The organism is Sphingomonas panaciterrae, from assembly GCF_036890205.1.
GTDB lineage: Bacteria > Pseudomonadota > Alphaproteobacteria > Sphingomonadales > Sphingomonadaceae > Sphingomonas > Sphingomonas panaciterrae.
Window position 1 is genome coordinate 395,691 of record NZ_JAKNQR010000002.1, and the last position, 16,250, is coordinate 411,940.

General features: G+C 66.1%; 12 protein-coding genes. 2 read left to right on the top strand and 10 right to left on the bottom strand.

What is annotated here, in order from left to right; translation table 11 throughout:
• Nucleotides 1-54 precede the first annotated feature (54 nt).
• The 3 genes from L8F96_RS08865 to L8F96_RS08875 are packed head-to-tail and all read right to left on the bottom strand — an operon-like array spanning nt 55 to nt 6,122.
• A complete protein-coding gene (locus L8F96_RS08865) occupies nt 55-1,611 on the bottom strand; it encodes an efflux transporter outer membrane subunit (protein ID WP_417158954.1) in 1,557 nt (518 codons plus the stop codon).
• Between the two features lie 5 nt (nt 1,612-1,616).
• The gene (locus L8F96_RS08870) at nt 1,617-4,826 is read right to left on the bottom strand and encodes an efflux RND transporter permease subunit (RefSeq protein WP_334655795.1); all 3,210 of its coding nucleotides are present in this window, start codon (nt 4,824-4,826) and stop codon (nt 1,617-1,619) included.
• Between the two features lie 6 nt (nt 4,827-4,832).
• Nucleotides 4,833-6,122, bottom strand: coding sequence for an efflux RND transporter periplasmic adaptor subunit (locus L8F96_RS08875; RefSeq protein ID WP_082103131.1), 1,290 nt, complete (start codon nt 6,120-6,122; stop codon nt 4,833-4,835).
• Between the two features lie 154 nt (nt 6,123-6,276).
• On the opposite strand from L8F96_RS08875, the gene L8F96_RS08880 reads away from it, so the two are divergent.
• The gene (locus L8F96_RS08880) at nt 6,277-6,876 is read left to right on the top strand and encodes a TetR/AcrR family transcriptional regulator (protein ID WP_046411837.1); all 600 of its coding nucleotides are present in this window, start codon (nt 6,277-6,279) and stop codon (nt 6,874-6,876) included.
• 9 nt (nt 6,877-6,885) lie between these two features.
• Here the strand turns inward: L8F96_RS08880 and L8F96_RS08885 are convergent, their stop codons facing one another.
• Genes L8F96_RS08885 through otsB form a run of 4 tightly spaced genes read right to left on the bottom strand, consistent with a single transcriptional unit; the run spans nt 6,886 to nt 12,916 of the window.
• Nucleotides 6,886-8,934, bottom strand: coding sequence for a TonB-dependent receptor (locus L8F96_RS08885; RefSeq protein ID WP_145119379.1), 2,049 nt, complete (start codon nt 8,932-8,934; stop codon nt 6,886-6,888).
• A gap of 51 nt (nt 8,935-8,985) precedes the next feature.
• Entirely contained in the window at nt 8,986-10,383 is a 1,398-nt protein-coding gene (locus tag L8F96_RS08890; RefSeq protein WP_046410983.1) for an alpha,alpha-trehalose-phosphate synthase (UDP-forming), read from the bottom strand.
• Nucleotides 10,380-12,176: a glycoside hydrolase family 15 protein gene (locus L8F96_RS08895; RefSeq protein WP_334655796.1), complete on the bottom strand. Its 1,797-nt coding sequence runs from the start codon at nt 12,174-12,176 to the stop codon at nt 10,380-10,382. The genes L8F96_RS08890 and L8F96_RS08895 overlap by 4 nt, the downstream gene beginning before the upstream one ends.
• Nucleotides 12,173-12,916 (bottom strand): trehalose-phosphatase, encoded by a 744-nt coding sequence (gene otsB, locus L8F96_RS08900; protein WP_046410987.1) that lies wholly within the window; start codon nt 12,914-12,916, stop codon nt 12,173-12,175. The genes L8F96_RS08895 and otsB overlap by 4 nt, the downstream gene beginning before the upstream one ends.
• Before the next feature lie 112 nt (nt 12,917-13,028).
• Here otsB and L8F96_RS08905 point away from each other — a divergent pair, with 112 nt between their 5' ends.
• A complete protein-coding gene (locus tag L8F96_RS08905; protein WP_046410989.1) occupies nt 13,029-14,207 on the top strand; it encodes a vWA domain-containing protein in 1,179 nt (392 codons plus the stop codon).
• Between the two features lie 57 nt (nt 14,208-14,264).
• Here the strand turns inward: L8F96_RS08905 and L8F96_RS08910 are convergent, their stop codons facing one another.
• From L8F96_RS08910 to nadC, 3 genes are read right to left on the bottom strand one after another with little or no spacing between them, the layout of a single operon-like run.
• A complete protein-coding gene (locus tag L8F96_RS08910) occupies nt 14,265-14,975 on the bottom strand; it encodes a ribonuclease T2 family protein (RefSeq protein ID WP_046410991.1) in 711 nt (236 codons plus the stop codon).
• Nucleotides 14,972-15,412, bottom strand: coding sequence for a hypothetical protein (locus L8F96_RS08915; protein ID WP_125945788.1), 441 nt, complete (start codon nt 15,410-15,412; stop codon nt 14,972-14,974). The genes L8F96_RS08910 and L8F96_RS08915 overlap by 4 nt, the downstream gene beginning before the upstream one ends.
• Nucleotides 15,413-15,424: 12 nt before the next feature.
• On the bottom strand, nt 15,425-16,243 hold the full coding sequence (nadC, locus tag L8F96_RS08920) for a carboxylating nicotinate-nucleotide diphosphorylase (protein WP_334655914.1): 819 nt from the start codon (nt 16,241-16,243) through the stop codon (nt 15,425-15,427).
• Nucleotides 16,244-16,250 lie beyond the last annotated feature (7 nt).

Sequence of the window (16,250 nt, forward strand, 5' to 3'; positions counted from 1 at the left end):
TCTCCTCTTCCTAAGTACGGGAGAGTAACAAAAACGTTCCGAGAGGCAAGGCGGTTAGTTTAATCCACCACCCAGCGACCGGTAGAGTTCCACAAGATTGCTTCCACGCGCCAGACGCGTCGTCACCAATTGCTGTTGTGCAGCATAAGCGGTGCGCTGTGCGTCGAGCGCCACGAGGAAGGAATCCACGCCTGCCCGGTAGCGCGCGTCGGACAGGCGGGCCGCCACCGAGGCTGCCTCCGCCCGCGCCGTCTGCGCGGCGACCTGCTCCTCGATCGTGCCGCGCTGCGCGAGCGCATCGGACACTTCGCGGAACGCGGTCTGGATTGCGCGTTCGTAGGTGGCGACCGCCACCTGCTGCGACGCCTTGGCATAGTCGAGATTGGCGGCGTTGCGACCGCCGTCGAACAGCGGCAGTGCGACCGACGGCGCGGCATTGTAGGTGAAGCTGCCGCCGCCGAACAAACCCGACAGCGCGGTAGAGATCGTCCCGATCGTCGCGGTGAGCGAGATACGCGGGAAGAATGCCGCGCGCGCCGCGCCAATGTTGGCGTTCTCGGCAATCAGCTGATGCTCCGCCTGGAGCACGTCAGGACGGCGCAGCAGCACTTCCGAGGACAGATTGCCGGGCAGCGCATCGCGGGTCACCGGTGCGTTGCCGAGTTCGGTCGGCAGCTGGTCCGCGGGCACGGTGGCGCCGACGAGGAGGTTCAGCGCATTCTGATCGCGGGCAACCTGAGTCTGCAGCGCCGCAATGTCATTGCGCGCGGCCTGGTAATTGGTCTCCGCCTGCCGCGCCTCCAGCTCGGACGCGACGCCGATACGGAACTGCGCGCGGGTGAGCTCCAGCGATTGTTCGAACGCCTTCAGCGTCTCGCGGCTGATGCGCAGCTGTTCCTGGTCCGCCGCCATGGTCAGCCAGGCATTGGCGATTTCGGCGATGAGGCTGATCCGCGCGGTGCGCTGCGCCTCTTCGGAAGCGAAATATTGCTCCAGCGCGGCGCGCGAGAGGTTGCGGACGCGACCGAAGAGATCGAGCTCGAACTGCGAGAAGCCGGCGTTGACCGAGTAGAACTCAAGGTTCGACGAGGCCGAGCCGATCCCGCCGCCAACCGCGCCAGCCCCTGCCCCGGCGCCAACACCCGTGCCGCCGCCAACACCGCCCGTGCCGGTGCCAGACCCGGTGCCGGTGCCAGTGCCAGTGCCAGTGCCGCCGCCGGCCATTCCGCCAGCGCCGAGCCCGCCGCCGGCCGCGCCGAAGACGTTGTTGGTGTAGGTGCCCGAACCGGAAATGGTGGTGTTTGGCACCTGGCTGGCGCGCTGGACGCGATATTGTGCCCGCGCCTGCAGCACGTTGCCGGCGGCAATCCGCAGGTCACGATTGTTGGCAAGGCCGGTCTCGATCACTTGCCGAAGGCGGGGATCGAGGAAGAAATCGCGCCAGCCCACCTGGGTGATGTCCGGCGCATCGGTCGCCGCGCGTGGATAGATCCCACCTTGCGGCAGGGTTTCCGGGGCGGCGCCCACCGGGCGGACATATTTGGGCGCGAGGTTGCAGCCCGACAGGGTGGTGGCGACGGCGAGCGCCGCCAGGAGGGAACGGGACTTCATCTGGATCATGCTCCCTGCGGCGTCGGGCCACGATCGCGCCCTGCGTCGCCATCGTCCCCGTCGTCACGCAACGGTTCGTAGTTGTTGACGTTCTGATCCCCCTCATCGTCCTTGCCGTGGCCGAACAGCCGCGAGACGACCACGAAGAAGGTCGGAACCAGGAAGATCGCCAGCACCGTCGCGGAGAACATGCCGCCCACCACCGACCGGCCAATTGCATTCTGACCACCGGCACCTGCGCCGGTCGAGATCGCCAGCGGCAGCACGCCGAAGATGAAGGCAAGGCTGGTCATCAGGATCGGACGCAGGCGTAGTCGCGCAGCCTCCACCGCCGCGTCGAACGGCTTCATCCCTTCCGCGATACGTTCCTCCGCGAACTCCACGATCAGGATCGCGTTTTTCGCCGCCACACCAATCGTGGTGATGAGGCCGACCTGAAGGTAGATGTCGTTGTTCAGCCCGGTCAGCGTCGCCGCCAGGAGCGCACCGATCACGCCCAAGGGGACCACCAGCATCACCGCGATCGGCACCGACCAGCTTTCGTACAATGCCGCGAGGCACAGGAAGACGATCAGCAGCGACAAGGCATAGAGTGCCGGTGCCTGGCCACCAGACAGCCGTTCCTCGAACGACAGCCCGGTCCACTCCAGCGCGGTGCCGGGTGGGAGCTTGGCCTGAATTTCCTCCATTGCCGCCATCGCGGCACCGGTGCTGACGCCCGGCGCCGGTGAACCCTGCAACTGCATCGCGGGCTGGCCATTGTAGCGAGTCAGCGACACCGGCGCGTTGGTCCAGCTCACCGTCGAGAAGGAGGTGAACGGCACCATTTGGCCCTGGTCGTTGCGGACGTAGAAGTCGGCAATATCCTCCGGCCGGACGCGATAGGGCGTGTCCGCCTGGACGTAGACGCGCTTCACGCGGCCGCGGTCGATGAAGTCGTTGACGTAGGAGCCGCCCCACGCCGTCGCCAGCGTCGAATTGACCGTCGCCAGATCGAGCCCCAGCGCGCGCGCCTTGTCCTGATCGATATCGACCTTCAGCTGGGGCGCGTCCTCCAGGCTGAGCGGGCGAACCTGTGCGATCAGCTTGTCCTGCATCGCCATGCCCAGCACCATGTTGCGCAGCTGAGTCAGCTTTTCATGGCCGATCCCACCCGTGTCGACGAGCTGGAGGTCGAAGCCGGTAGCATTGCCCAGCTCCTGCACCGCCGGCGGCACTAGCGCGAAGATCATGCCGTCCTCGTACTTCGAGAATACACCCATGGACTTGGCCGCGATGGTCTGCGCCTTGTTGTCGATCCCCGGCCGCTCATCCCATGGCTTCAGGCTGATGAAGGCGAGGCCCGCATTCTGCCCCTGCCCTGCGAAGCTGAAGCCGTTGATGGTGAAGACGGACTGCACACCCGGCTGCTCGAGGAAATAATTCCGAACGAGGTCGAGACCCTTGTCGGTGCGCGCGGTCGTGGCGCCCGCGGGCCCCTGCACCAGCGCGATGACCGTGCCCTGATCCTCGTCAGGCAAGAAGGCGCTGGGCAGCCGGGCGAACAGCAGCACCATGCCACCGACGATCAGCAGATAGACGAGCATCGACCGCTTCCAGCTGCGCGCGGTCTTCTTCACGCCCCGCTCGTACTTGACCGTCCCCTTCTCGAAGGTGCGGTTGAACCAGCGGAAGAAGCGGGCAAAGATCCCGTTGCCTTCGTGCTTGGTCGGATCGTGCGGCTTCAGGATGGTGGCGCACAGTGCCGGTGTCAGGATCAACGCGACCAGCACCGATAGGATCATCGCCGAGACGATGGTGATCGAGAACTGGCGATAGATGACGCCCGTGGAACCGCCGAAGAACGCCATCGGCAGGAACACCGCCGACAGCACCATGCCGATGCCGATCAGCGCGCCCGAGATTTCGTCCATCGACTTGCGCGCGGCGTCCTTCGGGCTGAGCCCCTCGTCGACGATCAGACGCTCGACGTTCTCGACCACAACGATCGCGTCGTCGACCAATAGGCCGATGGCCAGCACCATGCCGAACAAGGTCAGGGTATTGATGGTGAAGCCCGCCACCTGCATGATCGCGAACGTACCGAGCAGCACGACCGGCACCGCGATCGTCGGGATCAGCGTGGCGCGCCAGTTCTGCAGGAACAGGAACATCACCAGGAAGACGAGGACGACTGCCTCGACCAGCGTGTGGATCACCTGTTCCACCGACAGGCGGACGAACGGCGTGGTATCGAAGGGGTACACGACCTTGACGTCGGCCGGGAAACCCTTGGCGATCGATTCCACTTCGGCCTTCACCGCGTCGACGGTGTCGAGCGCGTTGGCACCCGCGGCAAGACGGACGCCGAAGCCCGAGGCGGGCTTGCCGTTGAACTTGGTATCGAAGCCGTAATTCTCGGCGCCAAGCTCAACCCGAGCCACGTCGGCCAGCCGAACAACCGCGCCATTTTCCGTCGTCTTCAGGCGGATCTGACCGAATTGCTCCGGCGTCTGGAGGCGTGACTGGACCGAGACGGTCGCGTTCAGCATCTGCTCCTTGGGAGCGGGCTGAGCACCGATCTGGCCGGCCGAGACCTGGGCATTCTGCGCCCGCACGGCATTGGTCACATCGGCGATGGTGAGCTGATAGTTGTTCAGCTTCAGCGGATCGATCCAGATGCGCATCGCATATTGCGAGCCGAAGATCTGAAGCTCGCCCACGCCGTTCACGCGGCTGACCGGGTCCTGCAGCCGCGACACGACCATGTCCGACAGGTCAGTGATCGAGTGCGAGCCGTCTTCCGAATACAGGCCGACGATGACGAGGAAGCTGGCGGCGGACTTCTGAACCTGAATGCCCTGTTGCTGCACTTCCTGCGGCAGCAGCGGAGTCGCCGCCTGCAATTTGTTCTGAACCTGCACCTGCGCGATGTCAGGATCGGTGCCCTGTTCGAACGTCAGCGTGATCGTGAGCACGCCCGACGAGGAGGACGAGGACGAAAAATAGCGCAGGTTATCGATGCCGCGCAGCTGCTGCTCGATAATCTGCGTGGTGGTGCGTTCCAGCGTCGTCGCATCCGCGCCCGGATAGGTCGCGGTGATCGACACCGTGGGCGGCGCGATCTCCGGGAACTGCGCGACGGGAAGGCTGCGGATGGCGATGACGCCAGCCAGCATCAGGACGATCGCGATCACCCATGCGAAGATGGGTCGATCGATGAAATAGCGTGCCATGTAGGGTTACTTCGCCTGAGCCTGGCCGTTGGGCTGCGCCTGGGGTTGGCCAGCCTGGGCCGGTTGTCCCTGCCCCTGCCCCTGCGGCTGCCCTTGTGGTTGCCCCTTGCCTTGCGGCTGACCGGGCGCGCCAGGGGCACCCGTGCCAGCGGGCGCCGCATTCGGGTTCCACGGCTTGGGCGAGACGGGCATGCCCGGACGCAGCATGCCGCCGCCACCTTCCACGATGACACGATCCCCAGGCTTCAGCCCGGCGGTTACCAGCCAGTCCTCGCCAATCGTGCGATCGGTGGTGAGGATCCGCGGTTCGACCTTGTTGTCCCGTCCGACCACCATCGCAGTGGCCTGGCCGCTTTCGTTGCGCTGCACGGCGCGCTGCGGCACCAGGATGCCGTTGCGCTCCGTCCCCTCGACCAGTTCGGCGCGGACGTACATGCCCGGCAGCAGCAGGCCGCGCGGGTTCTGGAAGATCGCTCGGATCGTCTGCGTTCCGGTGGTCGGATCGACGGTGACGTCGGTAAACTGCAGCTTGCCCTCGATCGGGTAAAGCGAGCCATCCTCCAGTCGCAGGCGAACGCGCGCGGCGCCGCCGCCGCGGGACAGCTCGCCAGCCGCGATCGACTGACGCAGGCGCAGGAGGTCGGCGCTCGATTGCGGCACATCGACATAGATCGGATCGAGGCGCTGGATGGTGGTCAACGGATTGGTCTGGCCCGAGGTCACCAACGCGCCGGTGGTCGACTGCGCGCGACCGATCCGGCCGGAGATCGGCGCGCGGACCGTGGTGCGCTCAAGATCGATCTGTGCGGAGCGCAAGGCCGCCTGCTGGGCCGCGACGTCGGCCTGCGCCTGCTGTGCAGACGTGATCGCATTGTCATATTCCTGGCGCGAGATCGCGTTGATCTTCACCAGTTCGCCATAGCGACGCTGCAGCGCCGCGCTGGAGGCGATGGCGGCGCGGGCTCGCGCGAGCGACGCCCGCGCACTGGCGACCGCGGCGAGATAGGGCTGCTGATCGATGCGGAAGAGCGGCTGGCCGCGACGAACCGAATCGCCCTCCGTGAACAGGCGCTCAACGATCAGGCCATTAACCTGCGGGCGCACTTCGGAGGTTTCAAACGCGGCCGTGCGGCCCGGCAAGGTCGTTGTCAGCGTCACAGCCTGCGGCTGGACGGTGATGACCGATACCTGAGGGGGTCCCGCCTGCTGTTGCTGCTGACCCTGATCGTTCTGCCCACCACAGGCGGACACCGACGCCAGCAGCAGGGCTGATAGCGCGACCCTCTTGAATGCCATATCGTTCTCTGAAATAAAGTGAGTGATCGTTCACTCACGTTTGCTGCTACTGCGAACTGGAAAACGCGTCAAGTCGAGGAGAGAGGTCATCGAACAATGTGGCGCAGCCCTCCCCGGCTTGCGCATCGGGCGGGCAAACGCACGGCGCGAGAAATTGATCCAGGCGGCACGTGAAGCCTTTGCGGCGACCGGGTTCCACGGCACGGGCATGGCGCAGATCGCGCAGACGTCGGGAATTGCCGTCGGGCAGATCTATCGCGATTTCGCCAACAAGGAAGCGATCGTGGCGGAGATCGTCGCGCGCGATCTGGAAGACTTTCTGTCGGAACGTGGCCTGTGCGCCGCGGGCGCCACGGGTGATCCCGCCGTGGTGCGCGCGTGGATCGGTCAGTTCGTTGCGTGCGAGAACCCCGAGGGGGGACGACTCGTGGCGGAGATCATGGCCGAGGCATCGCGCAACGAGCGGATTGCCGAAATCGTCCGCGCGGTGCGGGAGCGGATGCGCAGCGAGCTGACGTCTGCCTTGTGCCTGCTTGTGCCGGCATCGGTGTCGTCGAGCCGGTTCATCCAGGTGGCGGAAATGATCCAGACGATTGCTGCCGGCGTTTTCCAGCGACGCGTGACCGAGCAGGATCAGCCCAGCCCGGACGTGATCCGCGCGTTGATGACGTGCATCAACGCGGCCATCGACGGACTGCAGCACGACGCGGGCGCCAGCGAAACGGACGCCAGCGCCGAAGCCGCCCTTTCGTGACGGGCGCGCCTAGCCGCTGAAGCGCACGCCGATCCACAAGGTGCGCGGCGTCGCACGTTCAATCACATCGGCGCCGCTGACGCCCGCTTCGACCAGCGCATCGAACAGGTTTTCGCCCCGCGCCTCGATCGCAAGCCCTCGCGTCACCGGCACCGACAGATACGCGTCGAGCGTCGTTGCGGGGGCAAGCACGCGGGCGTTCTGATCGTCCTCGAACTGGCCGGACATGTGGCGCAGCGTCGCCGACGCGGTCCAAGCGCCCTGACGCCAGCCGAGCGTGCCCGACAACTGATCGCGCGGCGTCTGCGCCGGGCGCAGGCCGTCGAGCGGCGCGGCGGCACCTGATGCTTCCACCCGCGGATCGACATGGCTCCACGAGGCGATGGCGAACACCGGCCCCGCCTGCCAGCGCGCGTCCAGCTCAAGCCCCTTGGAGCGGATCGCGTCCAGGTTCTGCCGCACGCGATAGGCGCCGTTGACGAAGCCGACGCCCGGGAAGGTGCCCGGCCCCTGCCCCGCGGTCACATTGGCGATGGCATTGTCCAGCCGGTTCCAGAACACGGTGGCGGACAGCGTCAGATTGGCCAGGGGCGCCAGCGTCACGCCGCCGTCGACGCCGCTCAGCCGCTCGGGCGCGAGATCCGGGTTGGCGGCGGTGGCATCGGCGCCGACCCGGAACGGGCGGTACAATTCGTTGAGCGTCGGCAAGCGCCAGCCGCGATAGCCGCTCACCCGCAAAATGACGGCCTCCACCGGCGCGAAGGCGAGACCGGCGCGACCGGTCCATTCGGTGCCGTCGCGCTCCGGAAAGCGGCTGGCCGTCAAGGGCACGCCGGTTGCCAGCGTATATTCGTCAAGCTGCCCGTCGGCGATGCGCCAGCGATCGACGCGCCCGCCCAGGGTGAGCGTCCAGCGTCCTGCCTCCACGCTGCCGTCGGCGAAGATGCCGGTCGTCCTGCTGCTGCCGCCGGCGATGCGCCGCCGCGTGGGCGCACCGCCGACATAGGTGTAATTTTCCTGGGTGCGCCCGGTCACGTCGCGCACGTCGATGCCCAGGCGCAGGTCGCGGCCCGCACCCACGGGCGGCACGATCTCGAACCGCGCGCCGATACCGGTGGCAGGGGTGTTATACTGGTCGAGCGTCTGGCTGGCGCTGACCCGGCCTGCGGAGACACTGGCGAATTGCGACGCGAAGGAGCGGGTCTGGAGATAGGCCAGCGCCGAATAGCCCCACGCCCCGCGCCCGACGATGCGCAGGCTGGCGTCAGCCCCCTCGCTGCGATTGGCAGTGAAGGCGGTGCCGCGTTCGCGATGATCGGTGAAGCCGCTGACATTGGCCTGAAGCTCGGTATCGGGCGCCACGCGGATGACCCCGCGCAGCGCCGCCGATGCTTGTTCGTAAGGCGCGGGCCGGTCGGCCGGACCGCGATCTGCCGCGACCACCGGAATGAAGCCGTCGCCACGCGCATAGGCCGCCGAGACAGTGGCAAAGCCCGGACCCGACAGAAACGTGCCCGACGCCTGTGCATCGAGCGAAGCGCGACTGCCATAGGCAAGGCTGCCGAGCAGCGTCGGACGATCGCGCGGGTCAGCGCTTTCCAGTTCGACCGTGCCGGCAAGCACGCCGGGGCCGAAATAGCCACTCCCCCCGCCGCGGGTGACACGGATGCGGCCGATCCGATCGGTGGCATAGGCGGGAAATGGCACCCATCCGCCGAACGGATCTGCCTGCGGCACGCCATCGAGCACCAGCAACGCGCGGCTGGACGCGTTGCCGCCGATCCCGCGCAGCGAAATGCCCTGGCTGGTCGGATTGGCCGAGCGCGAGTCCGAGCGGCGAAACTGCTGCAGCCCCGCGACATCAGCGAGAACGCTTTCCAGCCGATCGCTGGCATTGGCGCTGATCCGCTGCGCGTCGATCGTGACTACGTCTGCGGTACGGTCGCCGGGACGGTCGTCGAGCCCGCGGCCAGTGACGACGATGTCGGGACCCGCCTGGGCGTGGGCCGCAGTGGGCAATAGGATCAGGACGAGGGCAGCGCTGGCGCGAGAGGTCATGCGCCGCCTATGGGTTGCCACGCCCCCTTCGTGCAAGCGGCGCAAGCGCGGTCAGACCTCCAGCGCCACCTCTGCCACCCGCTCCGTCGACGCCAGCACCTCGGTGAAGCGCTTGCGCCACCAGATCACGTCCTCGTCGACGACATTGTCGAACATCGGACGCCAGCGCGCGATCCGCTCGTCACGCGGCATGTTCAGCGCATGCTCGATTGCGTCCGCCATCTCGTCGGGGCTGTAGGGGTTGATCAGCAATGCCCCGGTAAGCTGCGCCGCGGCGCCAGCGAAGCGGGACAGGATCAGCACGCCGGGATCCTCGGGATCCTGCGCCGCCACAAACTCCTTCGCGACAAGGTTCATGCCGTCGCGAAGCGGGGTGACCAGCCCGATCTTGGCGGCGCGATAGACACCCGCGAGCACGCCGCGCGGCAGCCCGCGGTTGACGTAGCGCAACGGCACCCAGTCGATTTCCGCATGCGCCCCGTTGATGCGGCCGGACAGCGCGTCGAGTGTTGCGCGAATGTCCTGATAGCTCTGCACGCTGGCACGCGACGGAGGCGCGATCTGGAGCATCGTGACCTGGGCATGGGCGTCGGGGCGGGTATCGAGGAAGCGAAGATAACCGTTGAACCGTTCCTCCAGCCCCTTGGAATAATCCAGCCGGTCGACGCCGACGATCAGGCGACGGCCGCTCAGGCTTTCGACGACGCGGTTCTGGGTCGTCACCGCCTCATTGCTCTGCGCGCTGGCGATGAATTCGCGCGCGTCGATGCCGATCGGACAGGCGATCGCCCGGATCGTGCGGCCGCCGACGGTGACGCGGTCATCATCCTCGATCGTGCCGCCCATCTCCCGGACGACATAATCGTGGAACGTCTCCAGCCATTCGCGCGTGTGGAAGCCGACCAGGTCATAGGCGAACAGCGCCTCCACCAACCGCCGATGCTCGGGCAGGGCATGCAGCAGGTCGGTCGGCGGCCAGGGGATGTGCAGAAAGAAACCTAGGCGATTGGTGATGCCCTGCTGGCGCAGCAGCCAGCCGAGCGGGATCATGTGGTAATCGTGAACCCAGATCAGGTCATCGGGCTCGATATGTGGGCTGATCACTTCGGCGAACAGCCGGTTCACCCGTTCGTAGCCGCCTTGGAAATCGCGTTCGAACTCGGTCAGGCCGAGGCGATAGTGGAACAGTGGCCAGAGCGTGCGGTTCGCATAGCCGTCGTAATATTCCTCCACGTCCTGTTCCGGCAGATCGATCGTGGCGGAGGTCACCCCATCGAACGTCTCGAACTTCAGCTCACCCGTCTCGCCCGTCTCCCCCGACCAACCGAACCATATGCCGTCCGCCTCGCGCAGCGCGGCGGTCAGGGCGACCGCCAATCCTCCTTGTGCGCTTGGCTGTTGCGGGGTTGGTGCAGAAACGCGGTTGGAGATGACGATCAGACGGCTCAACGTATGGCACTCCAGGGTTTACTGAGCAGGACGGCGCAATTGATCACGCCGACGAGCGAGTAGGTCTGGGGATAATTGCCCCACAATTCACCGGTATTCGGGTCGATATCCTCCGACAACAGGCCGGCGGGGGTGCAGCGCGCCAGCATTTCTTCAAACAATTCACGCGCGTCGGCATCCCGGCCGGTGAAATGAAGCGCCTCGATCAGCCAGAAGGTGCAGACGTTGAACGCCGTGTGCGGCAGGCCGAAATCATCCTCCGTCGCGTAGCGCAGCATGTACGATCCGCGGCGCAAGCCCCCCTCCACCGCCTCCAGCGTCGTGCGGAAACGTGGGTCGTCGGGCGAAAGGAAGCGGAGGTCGAGCAGCTGCAGCAGGCTGGCATCGAGGTCGTCGCCGCCGAAGGTCGCCGACATGCGCTGCGTGTCGGGGCGCCAGGCCGCTTCCTCGATCCGCGCGCGCATCGTCTCTGCCCGCTCGCGCCAGAAATCGGCGCGGTCGTCGAGCTTCAGCGCCTCTGCGGCATTGGCGAGCCGGTCGCATGCCGCCCAGCACATCGCCGCCGAATAGGTGTGCACATGGCTCTTGGTGCGCAATTCCCACAGGCCCGCGTCAGGCTGATCGAAGTTCTGCCAGGCACGCTCGCCGATCGGCTCCAGCGCCTCGAAATCCTCGCGCCCGGCGACGCGCAACAGGCGATGATCGAAGAAGGCTTGCGCGTTGGAAAGGACGATCTGGCCATAGGCATCATGCTGGATCTGCTCATAGGCTTGGTTGCCGACGCGCACCGGCCCCATGCCGCGATAGCCCGACAGCGCCGGCGCCTCCCACTCGATCAGGGTCGCCTCCCCGCCGACGCCGTAGAGCGGCTGGATGTGGCCATCCTTGGCATTGTCGACGATGTTGCGCAGATATTCGAGATACCCTTCGAGCACATCGAGCGCCCCCAGCCGGTTGAGCGCCTGGACGGTATAGTAAGCGTCGCGGACCCAGCAGTAGCGATAGTCCCAGTTCCGCTGGGAATCTGCATGTTCGGGGATCGACGTGGTCAGCGCGGCGACGATCGCGCCGGTTTCCTCATGCTGGCACAGCTTCAGCGTGATGGCGGAGCGGATCACCGCCTCCTGCCATTCATAGGGCGTCGCGAGCCCGCGTACCCAATGCCGCCATTCCTCGATCGTTCGCTCGAGCATATTGTCGAGCGCGGCGTGAAGATCGTCGGAAAAGCTTTCGTCCGGGCCGAGGAAGAAGTGCAGCGGACGCTCCACGCGAAACATCCGCTCATCCTCGATCCAGCCGACCGGCGCCGTGGTCGACAGGCGAAGCACGCTGTCGTCCAGCAGGTAGCGGATATGGTTGGACCCACGCGTCGTCGTGGCCCGCACGGAGCCCCAGGTCACGGCGGGGCGCAAGCGAACGCGGATGCGCGGGCTGCCCGCGACGGGCCGCACAATGCGGGCGAACGCCACCGGGCGGTAGCGCCTGCCATTACGGGTGAAGCGCGGGCAGAAATCGATCACCTCGATCGCATTGCCGTCCTCATCCTCGTGCCGCGTGACCAGAATGGGCGTGTTGCGCAGATAGGATTGCGTCGTCGTGCGGCAGCGATCGATGTCGATCTCCCAAAAGCCGAACGCATCGTCACCGGCCTTGGGATTGTCATCAAGCAGCGAGCAGAAAGCCGGGTCGCCATCGACGCGCGGGGTGCAGCCCCACACGAAGCGGCCGGCGCGGTCCACCAGCGCGGATACCTGGCAATTGCCGATCGGCCACAGATCCATCGTCGCGGTCATGCCGCCTTCTCCAACCAGGCGCGCACGGCGGCCACATCATCCAGGCGGAACTGCGCCGCCGTCTCACGCGGAGCGCCGACCAGCACGCCGACACCGCCGCGCTCGGCGACGAGCGCCAAGCCGGATTCGTCGGTCACGTCATCACCCGCGAACACTGGCATGTGCCCGGCAAACGGCTCATGCCGCAGCAGCGCATCTATTCCGGTGCCCTTGTCGTGGCCGCCGACGCGCAGTTCGACCATCATCTTGCCGGTCTGCAAAACCAGCCCGTCCCGATCAGCATATTGTTCGGCGAGCCGCCGCGCGGCTACGCCATGCTCCGGTGCCATGCGATAATGAACGGCAACGCCCAGCGATTTCACCTCGACCACAACCCCCTCTTCGCCCGCGAACGCCGCGGAGAATGCCCGCTCGGCCTCGACCAGCGCGGGCGGACGATCCGGCGCGATGTTCCGGCCTCCCAGCCGCAGTTCGGCGCCATGACTGCCCACCACCGCGATTTCCGCGGCAGCATCACCCAGGAACCCCTCGATCTGCGCCACTGATCGTCCACTGACTAAGGCGAAACGGCCGGCAAAGGTTCCAGCGAGCTGGTGAAGAAGATCAATTAGCCCGGTATCGACCACGATCGCGTCGGGCCGATCCACCAGGTCGACCAAAGTGCCGTCGAAATCGAGAAGGAGGCAATGGCCGCTCGCACGAAGGGGCGGCGGCGGGGGAAGCGACGCAACTGGGCTCATGGCCGACGCTCTAGCGTGCGCGCCCGCGTTCGTCAGCGTCCGATGCTGGCGCCATCCCGCCAAGTCTGTCATCAGCGGCAAAAGAGCAGATAAATGATGGGGCGGATGGCCGATGTTCCTCAACTTCCTCGATGAGCTGCGCGTCGCGGGCATCCCGGCGAGCCTGAAGGAGCATCTGCTCCTGCTCGAAGCGCTCGATGCGGAGGTGATCGATCGCACGCCCGAAGATTTCTACTATCTGTCGCGCGCTGTGTACGTGAAGGACGAGGGCCTGCTTGACAAGTTCGATCAGGTGTTCGCCAAGGTTTTCAAGGGGATCGAGAACAGCTTCATCCAGGAAGGCGCGCAGATTCCGGAAGACTGGCTGAAGGCGGTCTCCGAGAAGTTCCTGACGCCCGAGGAGATGGAGGCGATCAAGTCGCTCGGCTCCTGGGAGGAGATCATGGAGACGCTGAAGAAGCGGCTCGAGGAACAGCAGAAGCGCCACCAGGGCGGCAACAAGTGGATCGGCACCGGCGGGACCAGCCCGTTCGGAAACTCCGGCTACAACCCCGAGGGCGTGCGCGTCGGCGGCGAATCGAAGCAGAAGCGCGCGCTGAAGGTGTGGGACCAGCGCGAGTTCAAGAATCTCGACAACACCAAGGAGCTGGGCACCCGCAACATCAAGATCGCGCTACGCCGGCTGCGCAAGTTCGCTCGTGAGGGCGCGCAGGACGAACTGGATATTGACGGCACGATCGACGGAACTGCGCGGCAGGGCTGGCTTGACATTCGCATGCGCGCGGAACGGCGCAATGCGGTGAAATTGCTGTTGTTCCTCGACGTTGGCGGATCGATGGACCCGTTCGTCAAGCTGTGTGAGGAACTGTTCTCGGCCGCCACCAGCGAGTTCAAGAACCTGGAGTTCTTCTACTTCCACAACTGCCCTTACGAAGGGGTGTGGAAGGACAACAAGCGCCGCTTTTCCGAGCGGACGCCGATGTGGGACGTGCTTCACAAATTCCCGCACGACTACAAGCTGGTGTTCGTCGGTGACGCGTCGATGAGCCCGTATGAGATCACCCATCCGGGCGGCTCGGTGGAACATTTCAACGAGGAATCGGGCGCGGTGTGGATGAACCGCCTGACGACTACTTACCCGGCCGCCGTCTGGCTGAACCCGGTCGCGCAGGCGCAATGGGGCTATTCGCAATCGGTGAAGATCATTCGCGAACTGATGAACGACCGCATGTACCCGCTGACGCTCGCCGGGCTGGACGATGCGATGCGGGAACTCACGCGCAAGCGGTGACCTTGCGCTGATCCGCCCGCCCTGCCCCCGTTCGTCGCGGGGCGGGCGAGCGATCGTTCAGCGCTTGCCGGTCCAGATGCGAACGCGGGCGTTCGGCTTCACGCCGCCCTGGTGCGCCGGGCAGCGGGTGTAGCGGAACTTCCTGTCCATGCAGATCCAGACCTCGTTCAGCCAGCCCATGCGGTCGGTCGTGACGCGCATCATGTCGGCGCGCATGCCGCGATTGACCCGCGCGATTGCGGTGGCGAGCTTGCCGGCGGTCAGGCTCTGGCGCGCGAGGGCGTTCATGTCGGGATAGCGGACCTCGTTGAAGAGCGAGGTCGCCTTGCCGAAATAGCTGTCGGGCGTTTCGCCGGGCATGCAGGTGCCGTGCTTGGCCCATTCATGCTGCAGCAGCTGCGCCGACGGGGTCGCGCACAGGTTTGCCCGCACCGTGCGTTGCGAAATCAGCGGCGTCGCCTTGCAATATTGCGGCCACTCCTTGCCGAACCCGTCGGGCCAGAGGCCGTGCAGGACGAAGCCGAAGCGGTTGCCGCTGCCGCACTGGAACGTGGAGCGGGCGGCGCGATCGGGGGTGCGGCAGTGCTGCGGCGACCAGCTGATCGCCAGCGTATAACTTCCGATTGGCAGCAGGCGCTGTGGCTCGCTCTTGCTTGGCAGGTCGGGACGCACCCGCAGGTCCGTGCCGGCCGGCACCGAGCATTGATATGCCTGGGCGGCGGCCACGCCCGGCATCAGCGCCAGCGCCAGAGCAAAGCCACGAATCATTCGGTAAACTCCTGTTCTTCAACGGCATGTTCGCCGAACCATAGCCTGGCATCGGGGCGAAACAGATAGGCCGCCGAAACGACGTACAGCGCGCCCGACGCAAGGCCGGCGAGTGATGCCGCCAGCGACGGCGTGGCACCGACGATCAGCGCGACCAGGCCGAACAACAGGATCACGAAGGCGATCGCCGCAAGCACCACCACGAACCATTTGGCCGCGATGCTCGGCTGGCGGGCGGTGAAATACCACAGCAGCAATCGCAGCGTGATGTTGAAGACCACCGATGTCGGCAGCAGCCAGCCCATCTCCGCCAGCGCAGGATTGCTGGCGAAGCTTGCGACACGCTGAGGCCAGTCGAGCATGGTGCTGAGCAGGCCGAGCGCGAGCGCCAAAAGGTACAGGCGCTCAAAGCGCCTGATCGACAGGGGACGGATCAACGGCGAGGTTCCTCAGGCGAGAGCGAAGTCGAGGCCGATATCCGCGGCAGGCGCGGACTGGGTGAGACGCCCGACGCTGACATAGGTGACGCCGGTTTCCGCAATGGCGCGGATCGTATCCAGTGTGACGCCACCGGATGCCTCGGTCGGCACCCGTCCACCGACGAGCGTCACCGCACCGCGCAGGATCTGCGGCGGCATGTTGTCGAGCAGCAGCCGCGTTGCGCCGGCGGCGAGCGCTGACTCGATCTGCTCCACCCGGTCGACCTCGACGATGATGTCGGCGACGCCCGCGTCACGCGCGCGGCGCACCGCTTCCTCGACGCTGCCGGCGACCGCGACGTGATTGTCCTTGATCATCGCCGCATCCCACAGCCCCATGCGGTGGTTCTGCGCACCGCCCATGCGGGTGGCATATTTCTCCAGGAGGCGAAGGCCCGGGATCGTCTTTCGCGTGTCGAGCAGGATGGCCCCGGTGCCGCGGATACGATCGACATAGGCGGCGGTCAGGGTTGCGATGCCCGACAGGTGCTGGACGGTATTGAGCGCCGACCGCTCCGCCGTCAGCAGCGCCCGCGCGCGGCCGGCCAGCCGCATGACCGGCGTGCCGGCCGCGACGCGATCGCCATCGCTGGCCAGAAGGTCGACCGAGGCATCAGGATCGAGCCGGCGAAAGAAGGCAGCGGCAATCGGCAGCCCGGCGACGGCAATCGCGTCGCGCGTGGCCATCACACCCTCAAACCGGGCGTCGGCCGGGATCACCGCCTCGGACGTGACGTCGCGGCCGCCGCCGAGATCCTCGGCAAGCGTCGCGCTGACGAAGGCGTCCATGTCAAAG

Bases quoted from the DNA above. Each gene is read 5' to 3' on its own strand.
- L8F96_RS08905 (WP_046410989.1), top strand. From the start codon at position 13,029: ATGTTCCTCAACTTCCTCGATGAGCTGCGCGTCGCGGGCATCCCGGCG.
- L8F96_RS08885 (WP_145119379.1), bottom strand. From the start codon at position 8,934: ATGACCTCTCGCGCCAGCGCTGCCCTCGTCCTGATCCTATTGCCCACT.
- L8F96_RS08870 (WP_334655795.1), bottom strand. From the start codon at position 4,826: ATGGCACGCTATTTCATCGATCGACCCATCTTCGCATGGGTGATCGCG.
- nadC (WP_334655914.1), bottom strand. From the start codon at position 16,243: ATGGACGCCTTCGTCAGCGCGACGCTTGCCGAGGATCTCGGCGGCGGC.
- L8F96_RS08910 (WP_046410991.1), bottom strand. From the start codon at position 14,975: ATGATTCGTGGCTTTGCTCTGGCGCTGGCGCTGATGCCGGGCGTGGCC.
- L8F96_RS08875 (WP_082103131.1), bottom strand. From the start codon at position 6,122: ATGGCATTCAAGAGGGTCGCGCTATCAGCCCTGCTGCTGGCGTCGGTG.
- L8F96_RS08865 (WP_417158954.1), bottom strand. From the start codon at position 1,611: ATGAAGTCCCGTTCCCTCCTGGCGGCGCTCGCCGTCGCCACCACCCTG.
- L8F96_RS08895 (WP_334655796.1), bottom strand. From the start codon at position 12,176: ATGACCGCGACGATGGATCTGTGGCCGATCGGCAATTGCCAGGTATCC.
- otsB (WP_046410987.1), bottom strand. From the start codon at position 12,916: ATGAGCCCAGTTGCGTCGCTTCCCCCGCCGCCGCCCCTTCGTGCGAGC.